17 protein-coding genes are annotated in these 13,857 nt (G+C 39.0%); 7 read left to right on the top strand and 10 right to left on the bottom strand.

Translation table 11 applies throughout. The features are described 5' to 3' along the window. Positions 1-102: 102 nt before the first annotated feature. From nusG to rpmG, 3 genes are all read right to left on the bottom strand, one after another. Positions 103-645: a transcription termination/antitermination protein NusG gene (gene nusG, locus IGI89_RS15135; protein WP_005229769.1), complete on the bottom strand. Its 543-nt coding sequence runs from the start codon at positions 643-645 to the stop codon at positions 103-105. 119 nt (positions 646-764) lie between these two features. Continuing rightward, the gene (gene secE, locus IGI89_RS15140) at positions 765-935 is read right to left on the bottom strand and encodes a preprotein translocase subunit SecE (RefSeq protein ID WP_005229766.1); all 171 of its coding nucleotides are present in this window, start codon (positions 933-935) and stop codon (positions 765-767) included. A 12-nt stretch (positions 936-947) separates the two neighbouring features. Beyond that, positions 948-1,100 (bottom strand): 50S ribosomal protein L33, encoded by a 153-nt coding sequence (gene rpmG / locus IGI89_RS15145; protein WP_005229764.1) that lies wholly within the window; start codon positions 1,098-1,100, stop codon positions 948-950. A gap of 155 nt (positions 1,101-1,255) precedes the next feature. Between rpmG and cbpA the strand changes: the two genes are divergently transcribed. Then, the gene (cbpA, locus tag IGI89_RS15150; protein ID WP_008379786.1) at positions 1,256-1,894 is read left to right on the top strand and encodes a cyclic di-AMP binding protein CbpA; all 639 of its coding nucleotides are present in this window, start codon (positions 1,256-1,258) and stop codon (positions 1,892-1,894) included. 83 nt (positions 1,895-1,977) lie between these two features. Here cbpA and IGI89_RS15155 read toward each other — a convergent pair whose 3' ends face one another. Together IGI89_RS15155 and IGI89_RS15160 are read right to left on the bottom strand one after the other, a co-directional pair. Continuing rightward, positions 1,978-2,487: a QueT transporter family protein gene (locus IGI89_RS15155; RefSeq protein WP_008379785.1), complete on the bottom strand. Its 510-nt coding sequence runs from the start codon at positions 2,485-2,487 to the stop codon at positions 1,978-1,980. A 628-nt stretch (positions 2,488-3,115) separates the two neighbouring features. After that, positions 3,116-3,814 carry a sunset domain-containing protein gene (locus IGI89_RS15160; RefSeq protein ID WP_438735813.1) on the bottom strand — a complete coding sequence of 233 codons (699 nt, stop codon included), beginning with the start codon at positions 3,812-3,814 and terminating at the stop codon, positions 3,116-3,118. Between the two features lie 367 nt (positions 3,815-4,181). On the opposite strand from IGI89_RS15160, the gene IGI89_RS15165 reads away from it, so the two are divergent. After that, on the top strand, positions 4,182-4,709 hold the full coding sequence (locus tag IGI89_RS15165) for an FUSC family protein (RefSeq protein WP_005236688.1): 528 nt from the start codon (positions 4,182-4,184) through the stop codon (positions 4,707-4,709). 59 nt (positions 4,710-4,768) lie between these two features. On the opposite strand, the gene bsh is transcribed toward IGI89_RS15165, so the two are convergent. Next, positions 4,769-5,743 carry a choloylglycine hydrolase gene (bsh, locus tag IGI89_RS15170; RefSeq protein ID WP_008379784.1) on the bottom strand — a complete coding sequence of 325 codons (975 nt, stop codon included), beginning with the start codon at positions 5,741-5,743 and terminating at the stop codon, positions 4,769-4,771. Between the two features lie 395 nt (positions 5,744-6,138). Between bsh and IGI89_RS15175 the strand changes: the two genes are divergently transcribed. The 3 genes from IGI89_RS15175 to IGI89_RS15185 all read left to right on the top strand — a co-directional run bounded on the left by IGI89_RS15175 (position 6,139) and on the right by IGI89_RS15185 (position 8,349). Next, entirely contained in the window at positions 6,139-6,651 is a 513-nt protein-coding gene (locus tag IGI89_RS15175) for a membrane lipoprotein lipid attachment site-containing protein (protein ID WP_008379783.1), read from the top strand. Between the two features lie 16 nt (positions 6,652-6,667). Further along, positions 6,668-6,916 (top strand): hypothetical protein, encoded by a 249-nt coding sequence (locus tag IGI89_RS15180; RefSeq protein ID WP_005236692.1) that lies wholly within the window; start codon positions 6,668-6,670, stop codon positions 6,914-6,916. 461 nt (positions 6,917-7,377) lie between these two features. Further along, positions 7,378-8,349: a diacylglycerol/lipid kinase family protein gene (locus tag IGI89_RS15185; RefSeq protein ID WP_008379780.1), complete on the top strand. Its 972-nt coding sequence runs from the start codon at positions 7,378-7,380 to the stop codon at positions 8,347-8,349. Positions 8,350-8,401: 52 nt separating this feature from the next. On the opposite strand, the gene IGI89_RS15190 is transcribed toward IGI89_RS15185, so the two are convergent. From IGI89_RS15190 to IGI89_RS15200, 3 genes are read right to left on the bottom strand one after another with little or no spacing between them, the layout of a single operon-like run. Next, positions 8,402-9,574, bottom strand: a complete 1,173-nt coding sequence (locus tag IGI89_RS15190) for an ABC transporter permease (protein ID WP_016613262.1) — start codon at positions 9,572-9,574, stop codon at positions 8,402-8,404. Further along, positions 9,561-10,706 (bottom strand): ABC transporter permease, encoded by a 1,146-nt coding sequence (locus IGI89_RS15195; protein WP_438735814.1) that lies wholly within the window; start codon positions 10,704-10,706, stop codon positions 9,561-9,563. The genes IGI89_RS15190 and IGI89_RS15195 overlap by 14 nt, the downstream gene beginning before the upstream one ends. Positions 10,707-10,719: 13 nt before the next feature. Further along, positions 10,720-11,652 carry an ABC transporter ATP-binding protein gene (locus IGI89_RS15200; RefSeq protein WP_430619496.1) on the bottom strand — a complete coding sequence of 311 codons (933 nt, stop codon included), beginning with the start codon at positions 11,650-11,652 and terminating at the stop codon, positions 10,720-10,722. 86 nt (positions 11,653-11,738) lie between these two features. Here IGI89_RS15200 and IGI89_RS15205 point away from each other — a divergent pair, with 86 nt between their 5' ends. Together IGI89_RS15205 and IGI89_RS15210 are read left to right on the top strand one after the other, a co-directional pair. Beyond that, positions 11,739-12,848, top strand: coding sequence for a sensor histidine kinase (locus tag IGI89_RS15205; RefSeq protein ID WP_438735857.1), 1,110 nt, complete (start codon positions 11,739-11,741; stop codon positions 12,846-12,848). Then, on the top strand, positions 12,845-13,468 hold the full coding sequence (locus IGI89_RS15210; RefSeq protein WP_008379771.1) for a response regulator transcription factor: 624 nt from the start codon (positions 12,845-12,847) through the stop codon (positions 13,466-13,468). Before IGI89_RS15205 ends, IGI89_RS15210 begins: the two co-directional genes overlap by 4 nt. A gap of 99 nt (positions 13,469-13,567) precedes the next feature. On the opposite strand, the gene IGI89_RS15215 is transcribed toward IGI89_RS15210, so the two are convergent. After that, complete coding sequence (locus IGI89_RS15215) at positions 13,568-13,795, bottom strand: hypothetical protein (RefSeq protein WP_005236708.1); 228 nt, start codon at positions 13,793-13,795, stop codon at positions 13,568-13,570. Positions 13,796-13,857: the final 62 nt, after the last annotated feature.

The following is a 13,857-nucleotide window of genomic DNA, read 5'->3' on the forward strand; positions in this document are numbered from 1 at the left end:
TACTCATTTTGAGAAAAAAAGTGGGCCAACGAATTGGTCCACTTTATTCTCATTACTGTTATTTTACCGTAAATGAGCCGTTCATGCTAGTCTATCCAGCAGTTAAATTTTATCTACTTGCTCAAAATCAAGTTCTGTACTGGTTTCACGACCGAACATATCGATGTTCACTTTTAGTTTTTGTTTTTCTTCATCGATTTCTGCTACTTGTCCTTCTAGACCAGAAAACGCACCTTCGATGATTTTGACGGTTTCGCCAATTTCGACTTCCAGTTCAACTGTCCGAGTACTCATACCGATCGAACGTAAAATTGAATTGATTTCTTCTTGTAATAAAGGCGCTGGCTTGCTTCCTGCACCATGAGAGCCAACGAAACCTGTTACCCCAGGAGTATTACGTACAACGTACCAAGATTCATCCGTCATGACCATTTCAACTAATACATAGCCAGGAAATGTTTTATGAACGATTTCTTTGGTTTTGCCGTTTTTTTCTTCTGTTTCTACTTCTTCGGGAACGACGACACGGAAAATATAATCACCCATCCCCATGCTTTGTGCACGTGACTCTAGGTTCGCTTTTACTTTGTTTTCATAGCCAGAATACGTATGCAGTACATACCAATTTTTTTCAAAAGATTCCATTTTTTTCGGACTCCCCATCTTTTTTGTAAAATAAAAAAACCTCAGCTGCACCGAAGTTTTTCCTCAAAGCGATTATAGCACGATTTGTGATAAATGACTAGCGCTATCAGTAAGAAGTGTTACTTTAGGATCCAATTGAAGACCGTTTGAATCAGTGTGTCCATCACAAAGAACATCAATGCAAAAATAATGGTTGTTTGAATCACCACAAATGTATCTTTGCGTAATTGTTTTTTTGATGGCCAAGAAACGTTTTTCATTTCTTCAACAACATTTTTCAAAAATTTCATTCGATTCCCTCCTTACTTCGTTTCACGATGCAACGTATATTGATTGCAATACTTGCAAAATTTGTTGATTTCAAGGCGTTCGCCTTTTTTACCTTCACTGACTGATTTTGAATAGTTGCGGGATCCGCAGACAGAACAAGCCAAAGCAGCTTTTTTCGTTGCCATCTTAGTGTCCTCCCCCTTTTTATAAAGTTTTCCAACACTAAAAATACCATTTATTTAAGATTGTGTCAATTTTTGATTTTCTGTCGTATAAATATAGTTTCTGCTGATTTTGTGGTATGATAATGGTGTTAAATGGGTATTTGGGAGGGAAAATTATGTTATTAAAAACAATGGTTTACAAAAAACGCGATTTAACAACGGTAAAGGAAACAGCTACCTTAGAAGAAGCGCTGGCAATTTTAGAAGAGTCTGGTTATCGTTGTGTGCCTATCCTAGATGAATCAGGAAAGATTTTTAGAGGAAATATTTATAAAATGCACATCTATCGCCATAAAGCAAATGGCGGTGACATGACTTTACCCGTCACCTATCTGCTAAAAAATGCGACGAAGTTCATTTATGTCAACTCTTCATTTTTTAAGGTTTTCTTTACAATCAAAGAATTGCCTTATATTGCGGTACTAGATGAAAACAATCAATTTTACGGCATCTTGACTCATAGTTCCTTATTGAATATGTTGTCACAATCATGGAGCGTCGAACAAGGAAGCTATGTGTTGACGATCGCATCAACAGGTCAACAAGGCGACTTAGCGGTTATCTCAAAAATAATCGCAAAATACAGCAGTATCGCTAGCTGTATCACTCTCGACATCGGTAAAGACGAATTTATTCGTCGTACGATGATCACTTTACCAGCAAACACATCAAAAGAATTATGCGACAAGATCGTTGCGCAACTAGAAGCGAAAAACTTCAAAGTTGTGGAGATCGAAGACTTAAAAGCAGAATAAAATAAAAGATCATTCCTTCATTTCTTAGGAATGATCTTTTTTCTTGTTTTTTGAGAACCATCAAAGCAAAAAACAAGCTTTTTTTACACGCGCTTATCGAAGCGAACGGCACGATTGATGATATACATCACCGGTGCCGTAATCGTCATTACAATAAATTCACTCAATGCCGTTGTTGCAAATGTTGGCCAGAAAGGCAATGCTAAGGTGATATTTAGCATAATCGCAATCAGGAACATACTTAATGAAAAAACAATGGTATTAAATGCCAGTCTTACGAAAACATTTGGAATCTTCTTATATACCAATGCAGTTGCTCCTAAAGCCAAGAAGCTTCCGAAACCGCCGAATACGACATCCAAGATCCCCATTCCAAAGAACATGTTATACACTACAACCCCGCCAACGACACCCCACATCAATTTTCTGTTGAAAACGACCAAGTGATTCAATCCTTCAGATATCCTAAATTGAATCGCTCCTGAGGCAACGGGTGAGACTAGAACCGTTACAGCAACATAAAGTGCCATAATGATCCCATTGGCTGCGACGACACGCAAACGTTGATTGGTTAGATTTGTTGATTTTTCCATTTGATCCCTACTTTCTCCGAGTTTTGATTACGCGGGATGGTTGATGAACCGCGGTGCGCTTCGCACAAGTACTTATTATACACATTAATAGCCATATATCAATGTTAAACCGGCCATTTAATCATCAAATCATCTAGAATTCACCTGACAAAACTTTATGCAGATGGAATTGCTCCCTCTATTCCTTCATCCGTTGATTCAAAGAAACACTTCGCAGCTTTCATTTTCTAGCCCTATTCGACTATCAATGAAGCATCCATCGTCAGATTTCCTAATGGCTTGTGATTCAATCTTTACCCTTGAAAGAGATGGGAAAAATATTATTTTTACGCCTACCGAAGAAATGAACGATGAAGATGGTGGCTTTGTGTTGAAATCTCGCTAAATCAAGGCGCATCTCGTGATGAAAGGTTAAGTGCTGAATTACTTTAAGATTCGTCGGATCTACGCACAGAAATCATCTTGAAAACGTAAAACATCCCTTTTCGCTAACGGAAAGGGATGTTTAGAATGAATCAGACGATTCAGTTACTTTTTGATCAAAAATAGCTTTCTTCTCGTTGCCTCGTTACCTTTTTGGTAAAGCAATTTCTCATAGATGTTTACTCAGCGAATGCCTGCCACACCTCTATCTAGCTGGTCGAAAGCCCGCTTTGTAGGCTTCCACCTCTGTCTTGAACATCAGAATTGGACTGGTCGTTTTATTATAATATTGACTCCCCGGTATATGATAAATCTTTTGTTTGGAGCCTTCGATCAGCCCTTTGCCCCGTTTGTCTACATATTTTTTCAGTCCATCTCTAAATGCATCATTCGTCGTTCCAGGTGCTTTCCCACCTTTTTTCACCAGTTTGACCTGGATTGCTTCCAGTTGAAAACCAAAGCCAGACGTTCCTGAAGACTGTCCGTTTTTCGCCCACCCCATCCAGCCAAATTGTTGTGCATTGACTCGATAATAGACATCGTAATACTTAGCGATCTCACCGGTGAGTTTGATTTGGATCGCCTCCAACCGTTGTCCTTTTTCACTTGTACCAGACAGAGTCCCATTTTTTCTAAACGATTTTTCCCAGCCTTGTTTCTGAATGGAGGTTTTATATTCAATATTCCCTTTGTATTTTTCGTTAGTAATTTTTATCTTGATTGCTTCAAGTCGCTTGGCTTTCCCTGTGGTCCCTGACGTCTGACCGTTTGTTTTCCATGATTGCCACCCTTGAGACTGGATATTTGTTTGATAGCTCACACTTGGTGAAGATGCAGCAAAAACTGTCATCGGAAAAACAACAAAGCCAAGTAAAAGAACAAATAGTATGGACACTTTTTTCATTTTAAACCCTCCTTATTTTGATTATCTCAATATAATATCTAAAAAACAAACTTTTTATGAACAATAAATATTTTTTTATCAAAACACTTATTTAAACGTTGAACAGACTGAGAAATAAAAAAAGGAGTCTTAAGCGATGGCAACGAAAGTCAATTCATTTAGGGTTGGGGTCACTTATTGTATTCCTTTCAACACTCAAAGTTGAAAATTGCATGGTATCAAGCTAGCTTCTCGACGACTGATAAAATTTGCCTGTCAACGTACGATGAAAGAATCGTTGTTCATTTTTCTGAAAATCTAAGCAATTGACCGTCTGCAATGTGGTATAATCGACTTCGTTGAAATTTGTTTTGAGAGGATGGCATGATTGAACTTATTTGGATTGACCTTTGGCTTAAGAAATGTAAAAACTGGAATCAGTGTATTCCTCTGTATTTTGATTAGTGTTCTTTTGAATCGTGAAACCTACGTCGTATCAACGATCACAGCTGTTTTCACATTAAGAGAAGATCATGAGAATACCGTCAAATACGGGAAACATCGGATTGCCGGTAACAGCTTCGGCGCAATCGCTTCTGTATTTTGTATTGCGATATTTAACTTTTTCGGACATTCGTCCTTTATTCAAATGATTGCAATCCCTTTAGTGATCATGTTAATGATCGCTTTATTGGTCAAATTTGATTACTCCGAGGGAACAGTTGGTGCTTGTGCCACACTATTGACGATTTTATTTATGATTCCTCAAACTGAATCTTACTTGTATGCTTTTAATCGGATTGTTGATAGTTTTATCGGCATGACGATTGCAATATTGGTGAACCGCTTTTTTCCATTTCCGAATAAAAGTACCGCAGGGACGAAGACGACAACAAATGAGAGTGATTCATTTTAAAAATGGAAAAGGAAAAAAACCATCTCAAAACAGCTTTGAGATGGTTTTTTAAGAATGGATCAGTTACTGAAAAGAACTTGTTGGTCTTCAATTAATGGATAAGAAATCGGTACATTACCTTCCAAATCTTCTTTATTCATATCAACTGCAACGATTTGACTATTTTCATACGTACGATAGTAATAGATTCCTTTATCTGTATTGCAGCAAGAAGAATAAATCGTGTACTCATAGCGCTCATTGCCTATGTCACAAAGTCCTTTTTGTTGCTCAACCGAACCTAAAATATGGAAGAACTGACTAATGCTTTCGGATTCAGATTCTCCAGAAACGGAATTCAATCGGGTAAAAGCTACTTTGACAAAGCGAGACATCGAAGAAAGATCTCCTGGCAGACCTAAGCCGCCCATTCCACGACTATATTCATCAAAATCCAGCTTGTCAGAAAAATGGGTTTCCGGAGTTTTCGATGATAACACACGGTAGTTATTCAAATTGAACAATTGATAATCAAATGGCGGATTATTTGTCAAAACTCCCACCGGATTTTCATGAATATGAAGGCCATCACTCATACTTTCCACAACGATGGCACTTTTTTTATCAGCAATCATCCAATGCAAAGGCGATAGAGGCAAATCTTCACTAAAATTGATCCGAACGAGATTGACATTGGCTAATAGCCCTTTTACTTCTTCGACAGTAGCGCATTGTCCTAAGAGCCATGGGATGAACTCAAAAGGCGTAACATTCTCTTTTCCTTCTTGAAATTCATTGTAGACAGCATTTTCTGGAAAATTCAATCCAGCGATACCTAAACCTTTTTCATTGACCGCATCATAATACAGTGGATACTCAGCGACACCAGCAGCAATCCCAATCATTGCGTAATGGTGATCTATTTCACTTACTTTGCGAAATTTGAATGGATAATTTCTCGGAGTAATGGTCACTACTTCTTTATAAGAAACATCATAATCAAAATTTCTGCCAAAATAATGATCTTTCGTTACATAAGTTAACGCAGTACACATAATACTTCCTCCTAAAATAAGTTTTTTACACTTCTAATTTACTCCTATCGCTTTTTTTTAACAAGGAAAAAGCAATAAATAATAATAAAAAGATAATTAGATATATTATAGTTATTTTAATATCTTTTCTCAATAAAATGCAAACCTTTCGAATTTTTACACAAAATAAAAAAACGCTTTTTTTATCACTATTTATAACAATACGCATAAACATAGTTAAATAATGGTTAAAATAACCAGATACTTCTTTATTCGTGAGGCTTTTCAAGGTAAAATAAATAAAGTATCTAAAAAAGAAAGGATATGTTCTTTTTTAGATACAAAAAAAATATTTCTTCATAAATTATAATATAAGCAAAATATTACAATTTATTTTGAAAAAAAGGGGTTTAAAAATGAAAAAGATTTTATTTGGTTTTGTACTAGTATCCACTTTATTCCTGGCTGGTTGCTCTAGTGAAGATGTGGAAAGTGATACTGTCGAATCGTCACAACAAACAACTGAAACAACAATGGAAAGCTCCGAAGATTCTGAGGATGTCGCTGCTTCTGAAGAAGAAGAGATTGAAACTAATGAGAGCTCAGAAGAAGAAATTGACAGCCAAGCGAATGAGCAAGCTTCTGATGAATTGGAAGCACAACTTGAAAAATTATCTGATACGTACGCTGATCTGATCGCAGAAGTTGAAGGGTATATTGCCAATCCTGAAACTTATGATTTGTCCGCTTACACTTCTGTTATGCGTAGCTACACTGATTTGATGAGAGAATTTCAAACAACCACTGAGACAATTGAAGCGGCTGATCTAGGTGACGGCTGGGCTTACTACGATATCTATATGGATATTTTAGAAGAATCTGTGAAACTAACTGAAGCCTTCGCCAATCTACCAGAAATGCAGCAATAACTAAAGGAGCTCTCCTATGAAAAAAGTACTAATTAAGCTAGTACGGATTTTATGTGTGATCACAATAATCCTTAACATACTAGGCACCTCTGCTTTATTTTATCTTGCCCATACTCAAAATTTACTGGGATTTATGTTTCAAACATGGCAAAATAATCCGTTTAATTTTAGTAATTACGATGTGCTGATAATCAATAATGCGATTATATTTTTAGTGGTTCCAATTTTGATTTTAATTTTTGTGAAAAATCCAAAAAAAGAATGACTGCTACTTTCTAAAAGACATAAAAGCAAAATCGAATGAAAACTCGGTTTTGCTTTTCCTTTATCTTTTATTTAAACTATTTAAATTTATCTAAAAGACAACAACCAAATCATGTAAGCGATTGCTAAAAGAGAAAAATGTGCTATACTATAAGTGTAAGGAGCAAGGATTCCCAGTAAAGCAGACGAAGCAGGTTCTGCAAGAAAAGAATTGTTGTCAACTTAGAATAAAAGACAAAGGATGTGGGAATTTGAGTTACTCCTTACTAATTGAATAGGATTCGGCGATGGGCATCATTACCTGAGGATCAAAGTGGACATAAGAACCTTTGAAAACCCAGAAATCACAATCGTCGAATCTATTTTTTTGCTCTTTTTTCAGGCATCGTCTCCCCGCCTTCTGTCGAAACATGCTATAATTAACCGCATTGAACGAAAAAACGATATGGAGCTATTCATAAAATGAACTATTATTATCACTTCCTCGTAAACCCTGCTTCAGGTAGTGGACGAGGAAAAAAAGCGGCGGAACGTGTGCAAAGAATCGTAAAAAAACATCGTTTCCCCCATCAAATCTACCTAACCAAATCACCCGGCGACGAACGGAACATCACCAGAAAACTCTTAAAAGAACGCCTTTTGCCTTGGGATGATGTCTATTTAGAAAATGGCGAGATGCTTTATCCATTATTGGTGGTTATCGGCGGTGATGGAACGCTTCACCAAGTAGTATCAGAGTTACAACTTGAACAACAACAAATTCCCGTTGCTTACATCCCCGCTGGCTCGGGAAACGATTTTGCGCGAAGTATCGATCTGCCACGAGAGCCGGAAAAAGCGTTTTGGAAAATTGCCGGTACTACTAAGCCCCAAGAATTGGCCATTATCCGCTATGAAGAGCAGATCCAAGAGGAAAACGGCATCGCTCTTAATAATGTGGGTATTGGTCTTGATGCGGCAATCGTCTATACCACCAATCACTCTGTGGCAAAAAGCAGTCTTAATAAGTTCAACCTCGGCTCCTTTTCCTATATCGCTGCAATTATCCGCGTTTTGTTTCTTCAAAGAGGTTTTCCGATCTTAGTCGAGTGTAATGGGCAACAATTCAGTTATAAAAAAGCTTTTTTGTGCACCACGACCAATCATCCTTACTTTGGCGGCGGTGTTGCAATCGCCCCAACCGCTTCAGTCAGAGAGAAAAAGTTTGATTTCGTGCTCGTTGAGCGTGTGTCGATTTTCAAGATTTTCTGGCTGATCGGTTTACTGATGCGTAAGAAACACATGAATTCACGCTACTTTCATCATCTCTCCACGTCGAAGCTGAGAATTATCTCTACCGTGCCCCAACATGGACAAGAAGATGGCGAAGAAATGGGCCAACGTCCCTTTGATATTACCTTTACTACTGCCAATCAATTATTTTGGTGCCCATAAAGAAAACGATACAAATCAGCAACGATTTGTATCGTTTTTTTCTGTGTACCTGTTAGTTTTTCGCTGAGTTGTACTGCCAACGAGGACTTCCTTCTTTTCCCAAAACAAAATGAATCATTGAAAATACTGCTGCAAATGCAACCAAGACAAAGCCATTGAACCAAAACGATTCAGTAAACCCTTGATTGTACGTGAGGGTCTCGCTAATCAAGGTATTGTTTTGAACAAACCAATACGTTGGTGTAAACGCCGCGATTTTATTGACGATATCTGGCAGGAAATTAGCTGATACAAAGACACCACCGATAAAACAGCTGCCGGTTATAAAGATATTGCTGATCCCGCCGATTGCTTCTGAATTTTTCACCAGGGAAGTGACACACGCCGAGAAGCTGATGACTGGTAATAAAAACAAGAACGTGTTCAAAATGTGGTACCAAGCTGCTGTATCCCAAGACGTGCGGATCACTAATAACACCATCAGTAATAAAAAGCCGAAAGTTAAGAGCAGCGAATAACTGATCAAGCTTAACAGGATTTTCCGCTGTAAGACACGTTTAGCAAGAGGGGCGCTCTGGTTTCGCTTGCTGATTGCTTTGCGATTAAAGGCCATATTGATCACGCCAAACCCGCTAAATATTGATAGAAAGAGACCATATGACAATAAGTTAAAGGTCATGCCTGTTAACATTTTTTTCATTCGTTGACTATATTCTGTACTGAGTTCAACTTGCCCAGTGACGGCTAGCGCTGTTTGTGCTTGTTCTATCGCCTCACTAACTGTTTTACCTTCTTCTTTAAAAAGCAAAAGCGTCTGTAAGTACGTGTTCACTTGCTGGGTGACAATGGTTTTAGAGAAAGCATCTGGCCGGCTTTGAATCTCGATTGCTGGCATCTGGCCGGCCTCCACCTGTTCCGTGAAATCTACTGGTAAATGCAAGACGATGTTTATGCGATTAAAATAAAGGGCATCATCAATTTCTTTTTGTGAGGTACCCTCCAAAGTGACCAAGGTCTGCTTCTCCTTCAAGTAGTCCCGAAGACCGTCAACGACTGGCGACTCCTCTTCACTGATCAAAGCAATGTTGGCTTCTTGTAAAGAGGTGTTTTCGACGTCGATGCTTTGTGCATAAAAGAATGTAACTCCCACAGTGATCAGTACTCCAATTAGTAAGTTCGACTTATTGGCCTTCAGTAAAGTCCAAATCGTTTTATAAAGCGTCATAGCGCACCCCTCTTTCGATCCAAGTATTTCCAATTGCGAAAAGGACGATAAAGCCAGTCAACCATAAAAGATTGGTATAAAAGCTAGCCAGATCTGTATAGTAGTATAATTGATAGAGACTTTCACTGATCAAATTGACGAGATTTATTTGCCCCAGTATCGGCACATGTAGATCAAGCCAATACTTGATTTGTTCCGAGCCCATCATCCCGGCAAAAAAGCTTATCGCCATCGTCACGGAAATCAAAATGCCATCCTTTTGCACCAGATTCATTTTTGGCGTCAGATTTCCAATCAATGTTCCTAGCAAAATCGCACACAATGATCCCAACGCGGCAACCAGTAGTAGCCACTGCCATCGTTCACCAAAGTCTACTTGATAGACAAAACGAAAAACCGCTAAAATAATGTAGACTTCTACTAACACAATCGTAAAACTCGCCGCTAAATTCGCACTTGAAACCAATGTGCGTTTTCTTGGTATCAAGGAAAGCCGAATCCCATTCGCGGATTGATTGGCTTGCTGATCCTGAACATTGCGAACACCCCACATCGTCCCATAGAGGATCGCCATCCCAATCAAAGTAAAGAAATAAAAACTTTTAACACTCATGTCACGATCAGCATTCACTTCTTGAAAAGTCGCTTCCTGTTCAAACGCGGCCATAATTGGTGCAAGATCAAGCGTTTCAAGTTCTGCTGCTTTACTAGAAATAATCGCTGTACGTTGTAAAAATTGATCCATTACATTTTTCATCAACGTCTGACTCATGCCCGCTTGCCCCACATGGAGTGAAATCGTTTCGTCAGCTATCAGATAAAACCCAGCTAAATCACCCGCATTCAGCTCTTCAACTGCCTCTGCTTCTGATAGTTCCTTAAGGTCAAATAATGGTTTTTCATTGATTTCCACTTGTTCAAGGACCGCGGAAAAATTTTCCGAAAGCGCTGATTGATCCCCGTTTTTTACGATTCCCGTCGTGATTGTCTCTAAATTTCCTGCTTGATCGATCTCCCCAAAGGCCGCCATAAACATTAGGCCTAAGAGAATGGGAAACGCCAACGTCCAAAACAGCATGGATTTATTTCGCAACAGCACTTTTGTGCGATATTTGTAAAAATGCCAAAACATGTTTTCCCCTCCTTTAGTCTCTCAATTCCTTGCCCGTGATCTCTAAAAAGACATCATTTAAGGTCGCTTCTTTGGTTGCAATTTTTCCGTAACTGATTTTCTCTGCTTGTAAGAGCGTCAAAATGGGGAGCAAGACCGTATTGAGTTCCGTCGTTGTTACTTGGAGCTGTCCCTCTTTATAAACGATCCCGTCAGCAGTAATGGTGGTTTGAATTGTAGCCAACACATGGTCTGGCAGTAAGGGGATGTCGATGGTCAAACGATCTGCCGTGCGTACCATGTCTTTCAGAGATTCCTTGGTCCCTTTGGCAATCACCTGTCCCTGATCCATAATCACGATCTGGTCACAAAGAATTTCCACTTCTTCCATGTAATGGGTCGTATAAACGATCGTTGCTCCTTGGCGATTCAGCTCTTTGATGCTTTCCAAAATTTTATTACGACTTTGGGGATCGACGGCGACTGTTGGTTCATCTAAAAAAATCAAGCGTGGCTTATGAGCGATCCCACAGGCAATATTCAACCGTCGTTTCAAGCCACCACTCAGCTCACCTGGATGGAAAGCCACGAAATTTTCCAATCCCACTAATTGTATGACTTCTTCGATCAATGCTTGCCGTTTCTCTTTGTCAGCAACATATAAACCACAAAAATAATCGATATTTTCTTGTACACTTAGTTCTTCAAAGACGGCAACATCTTGAGGAACGACGCCGATCATTGCTTTAACGGCATAGTTTTCAGGGGTCATGGTTGATCCAAACAGTTTAATGGTGCCTTTGTCATAATTTAGCAAAGAGAGCATACAATTGATAGCAGTCGATTTCCCACTACCGTTTGGTCCCAATAATCCTAAAACTTCCCCTTCTTGTACTTGCAGATCAAAATGATTCAATGCCACAAAATCACCATAGCGTTTAACTAATTTATCAATTTCAATAATCATGATGAAAAACTCCTTCCAAATTTCTTGTTAATCTGACTATAATAAAGTTTAAGAAAAGAAACTAGTGACGATTGACCAAATCAACTATGACATTTGTCACAATGAAGGAGTCTGCCATGTCCAAATCTCGACTACTCAGCGAAGCTGGCTTTCTACTCGCAATCTCGTTGCTTCTATTGGTAAATCAAGGATTTGTTGCCGTACAAGTCATTTTTTTGCTGATCGCTATTTTCTTCACTGGTGTCAGTTATTTATTGCCTAAGAAAGCAAGCTGGTTTTTTCAAGTTATTCTATTGCTTCTATGTACTTTTTGGTCAGAGCTTGCCCTCTTTCTGCCTGCAATGATGCGGGTGATCGCTCCTGAAGAAAGAAAAGATGACATTCTATCTTTATTAGGATTTTTATTGATCGCAACAGTTGGCAATCAATCCCCCTCCAAGATCGCCTTTGTCATCCTTTTGTTGCTTTTTGCTTTTTACTTACGTAAAAAAGAACAGCGAATGTCTGCTCTTGAGAAAAAGTACATCGCTTCAAAAGATACTCATTGGGAAAAACAGCAGCAATTATCGCAGCAAAACAAAGTACTAGCCTTATCACAAGAAACAAAATTGGCCTTACAAATTGCCGAAGAACGAAATCGAATCGCGCGAGATATCCATGACAATGTTGGCCATCTGCTGTCGAGTGCCATTTTGCAGATTGGCGCACTTGAAATGATCAATCAAGAACCAAAACTAAATGAGCCCTTAGCAAATTTGAGTGCTACGGTTCACACTGGGATGGATCGTATCCGCCAAAGCGTTCATGATCTCCATGAGACATCGATTACTTTCCAACAGTCCTTAGAGTTTCTGATTGCTGATTTTCCATCTTCAGTCACGATTGAAGGAACCTTATTTGAAGGATTGAACGAAGCCCAGCAAAATTGTTTCTTAATGGTGATCAAAGAAGCCTTGACCAACAGCATCAAACACAGTCATGCCAAAACCGTTGTCTTGCATTTTCGGACACTGCCTGCTTTTTTCCGCTTGCAAATCACCAATGATGGCGTCCGCGGATCTCAAATTGCTAAAACTGGAATCGGTCTGAAAACGATGCGTCAACGGGTCCAAGAACAACAAGGACAAGTTCATATCTTACAAGAAAACCAACGCTTTCAGTTGACGATCATTTTACCAAAGGAGGAACACCAATGATTACTGTAGTTATTATTGACGATGATCCGTTTGTGACGACCTCGTTGCAAACCATTTTAGAAAGCACAGAAGAAATTCGTGTATTAGGCATCGGTCATTGTGCCAAAGACGCCATTGACCTCTATGAAACTCATCGTCCTGACGTTTTGCTGACGGACATCCGCATGCCGGAACAAACTGGGATCGATGCTGCCAAAGAAATACTGGCTAAATTTCCCCACGCGATCCTTTTGCTATTGACTACCTTCAAAGATGAAGAATACATTCGAGAAGCCTTTTCCATCGGTGTGAAAGGTTATTTGATCAAACAGAATTTACAGGCAATCATCCCTTCTGTCAAAGCCTCTTATAATGGCCAAGTTGTCTTTGGGAATGAAATCGTTGAGACCTTCACGCAGCTAATGAAGAACGAACCATCAATTGACAATCAAGCTTCCTTTAGCGAACGTGAATTTGCGATCATCAAAGAAGTAGCAGCGGGTAAAAACAATAAAGAAATCGCCGATGCCTTGTATTTGAGTGATGGAACCGTTCGTAATTACATCAGCCAATTACTAGAAAAGCTGGGGTTACGGGATCGCACGCAATTAGCAATCTATTTTTATCAGCATTTACAGTGAGTCTCATTAGACACAAAAAACCTGAAGAAATGCGCCTTTGCATTCTTCAGGTTTCTTTCTATTCGATTATTCAACAGTTGGTTTCTTCTTGGTAGAAAATCATGGATTTCCAGGACTGCCAGGATTCGTTGGGTTATTTGGTGTGTTAGGCGGGAAAATCGGCGCCTTATCTAACGTTTTTTCTAATCCTGATTCTTCCCGTTCGCCTCGTTCTGCATCAGGGCTTTCATCTAATTTAAATTCTTTTTCCATCTCATCCAATTTTTTAAAGTCGTTGCCAGATTCTTTTGCGAGTTTTGCTAATTTGTCTTCGGTTTCTTTCGCCATAATGTAACGCCTCCTTTTGATTTCAGCTTAGCATAAGAAGCTGAAAAACCAAAAGAAAGCGC

The sequence above is a fragment of the Enterococcus sp. AZ141 genome, from assembly GCF_051714385.1.
Lineage (GTDB): Bacteria > Bacillota > Bacilli > Lactobacillales > Enterococcaceae > Enterococcus_D > Enterococcus_D entomosocium.

Excerpts from the sequence above, each read along its gene's own strand:
- nusG (WP_005229769.1), bottom strand. The coding sequence starts at position 645 with ATGGAATCTTTTGAAAAAAATTGGTATGTACTGCATACGTATTCTGGC.
- secE (WP_005229766.1), bottom strand. The coding sequence starts at position 935 with ATGAAATTTTTGAAAAATGTTGTTGAAGAAATGAAAAACGTTTCTTGG.
- rpmG (WP_005229764.1), bottom strand. The coding sequence starts at position 1,100 with ATGGCAACGAAAAAAGCTGCTTTGGCTTGTTCTGTCTGCGGATCCCGC.
- cbpA (WP_008379786.1), top strand. The coding sequence starts at position 1,256 with ATGTTATTAAAAACAATGGTTTACAAAAAACGCGATTTAACAACGGTA.
- IGI89_RS15155 (WP_008379785.1), bottom strand. The coding sequence starts at position 2,487 with ATGGAAAAATCAACAAATCTAACCAATCAACGTTTGCGTGTCGTCGCA.
- IGI89_RS15160 (WP_438735813.1), bottom strand. The coding sequence starts at position 3,814 with ATGAAAAAAGTGTCCATACTATTTGTTCTTTTACTTGGCTTTGTTGTT.
- bsh (WP_008379784.1), bottom strand. The coding sequence starts at position 5,743 with ATGTGTACTGCGTTAACTTATGTAACGAAAGATCATTATTTTGGCAGA.
- IGI89_RS15175 (WP_008379783.1), top strand. The coding sequence starts at position 6,139 with ATGAAAAAGATTTTATTTGGTTTTGTACTAGTATCCACTTTATTCCTG.
- IGI89_RS15180 (WP_005236692.1), top strand. The coding sequence starts at position 6,668 with ATGAAAAAAGTACTAATTAAGCTAGTACGGATTTTATGTGTGATCACA.
- IGI89_RS15185 (WP_008379780.1), top strand. The coding sequence starts at position 7,378 with ATGAACTATTATTATCACTTCCTCGTAAACCCTGCTTCAGGTAGTGGA.
- IGI89_RS15190 (WP_016613262.1), bottom strand. The coding sequence starts at position 9,574 with ATGACGCTTTATAAAACGATTTGGACTTTACTGAAGGCCAATAAGTCG.
- IGI89_RS15195 (WP_438735814.1), bottom strand. The coding sequence starts at position 10,706 with ATGTTTTGGCATTTTTACAAATATCGCACAAAAGTGCTGTTGCGAAAT.
- IGI89_RS15200 (WP_430619496.1), bottom strand. The coding sequence starts at position 11,652 with ATGATTATTGAAATTGATAAATTAGTTAAACGCTATGGTGATTTTGTG.
- IGI89_RS15205 (WP_438735857.1), top strand. The coding sequence starts at position 11,739 with ATGACATTTGTCACAATGAAGGAGTCTGCCATGTCCAAATCTCGACTA.
- IGI89_RS15210 (WP_008379771.1), top strand. The coding sequence starts at position 12,845 with ATGATTACTGTAGTTATTATTGACGATGATCCGTTTGTGACGACCTCG.
- IGI89_RS15215 (WP_005236708.1), bottom strand. The coding sequence starts at position 13,795 with ATGGCGAAAGAAACCGAAGACAAATTAGCAAAACTCGCAAAAGAATCT.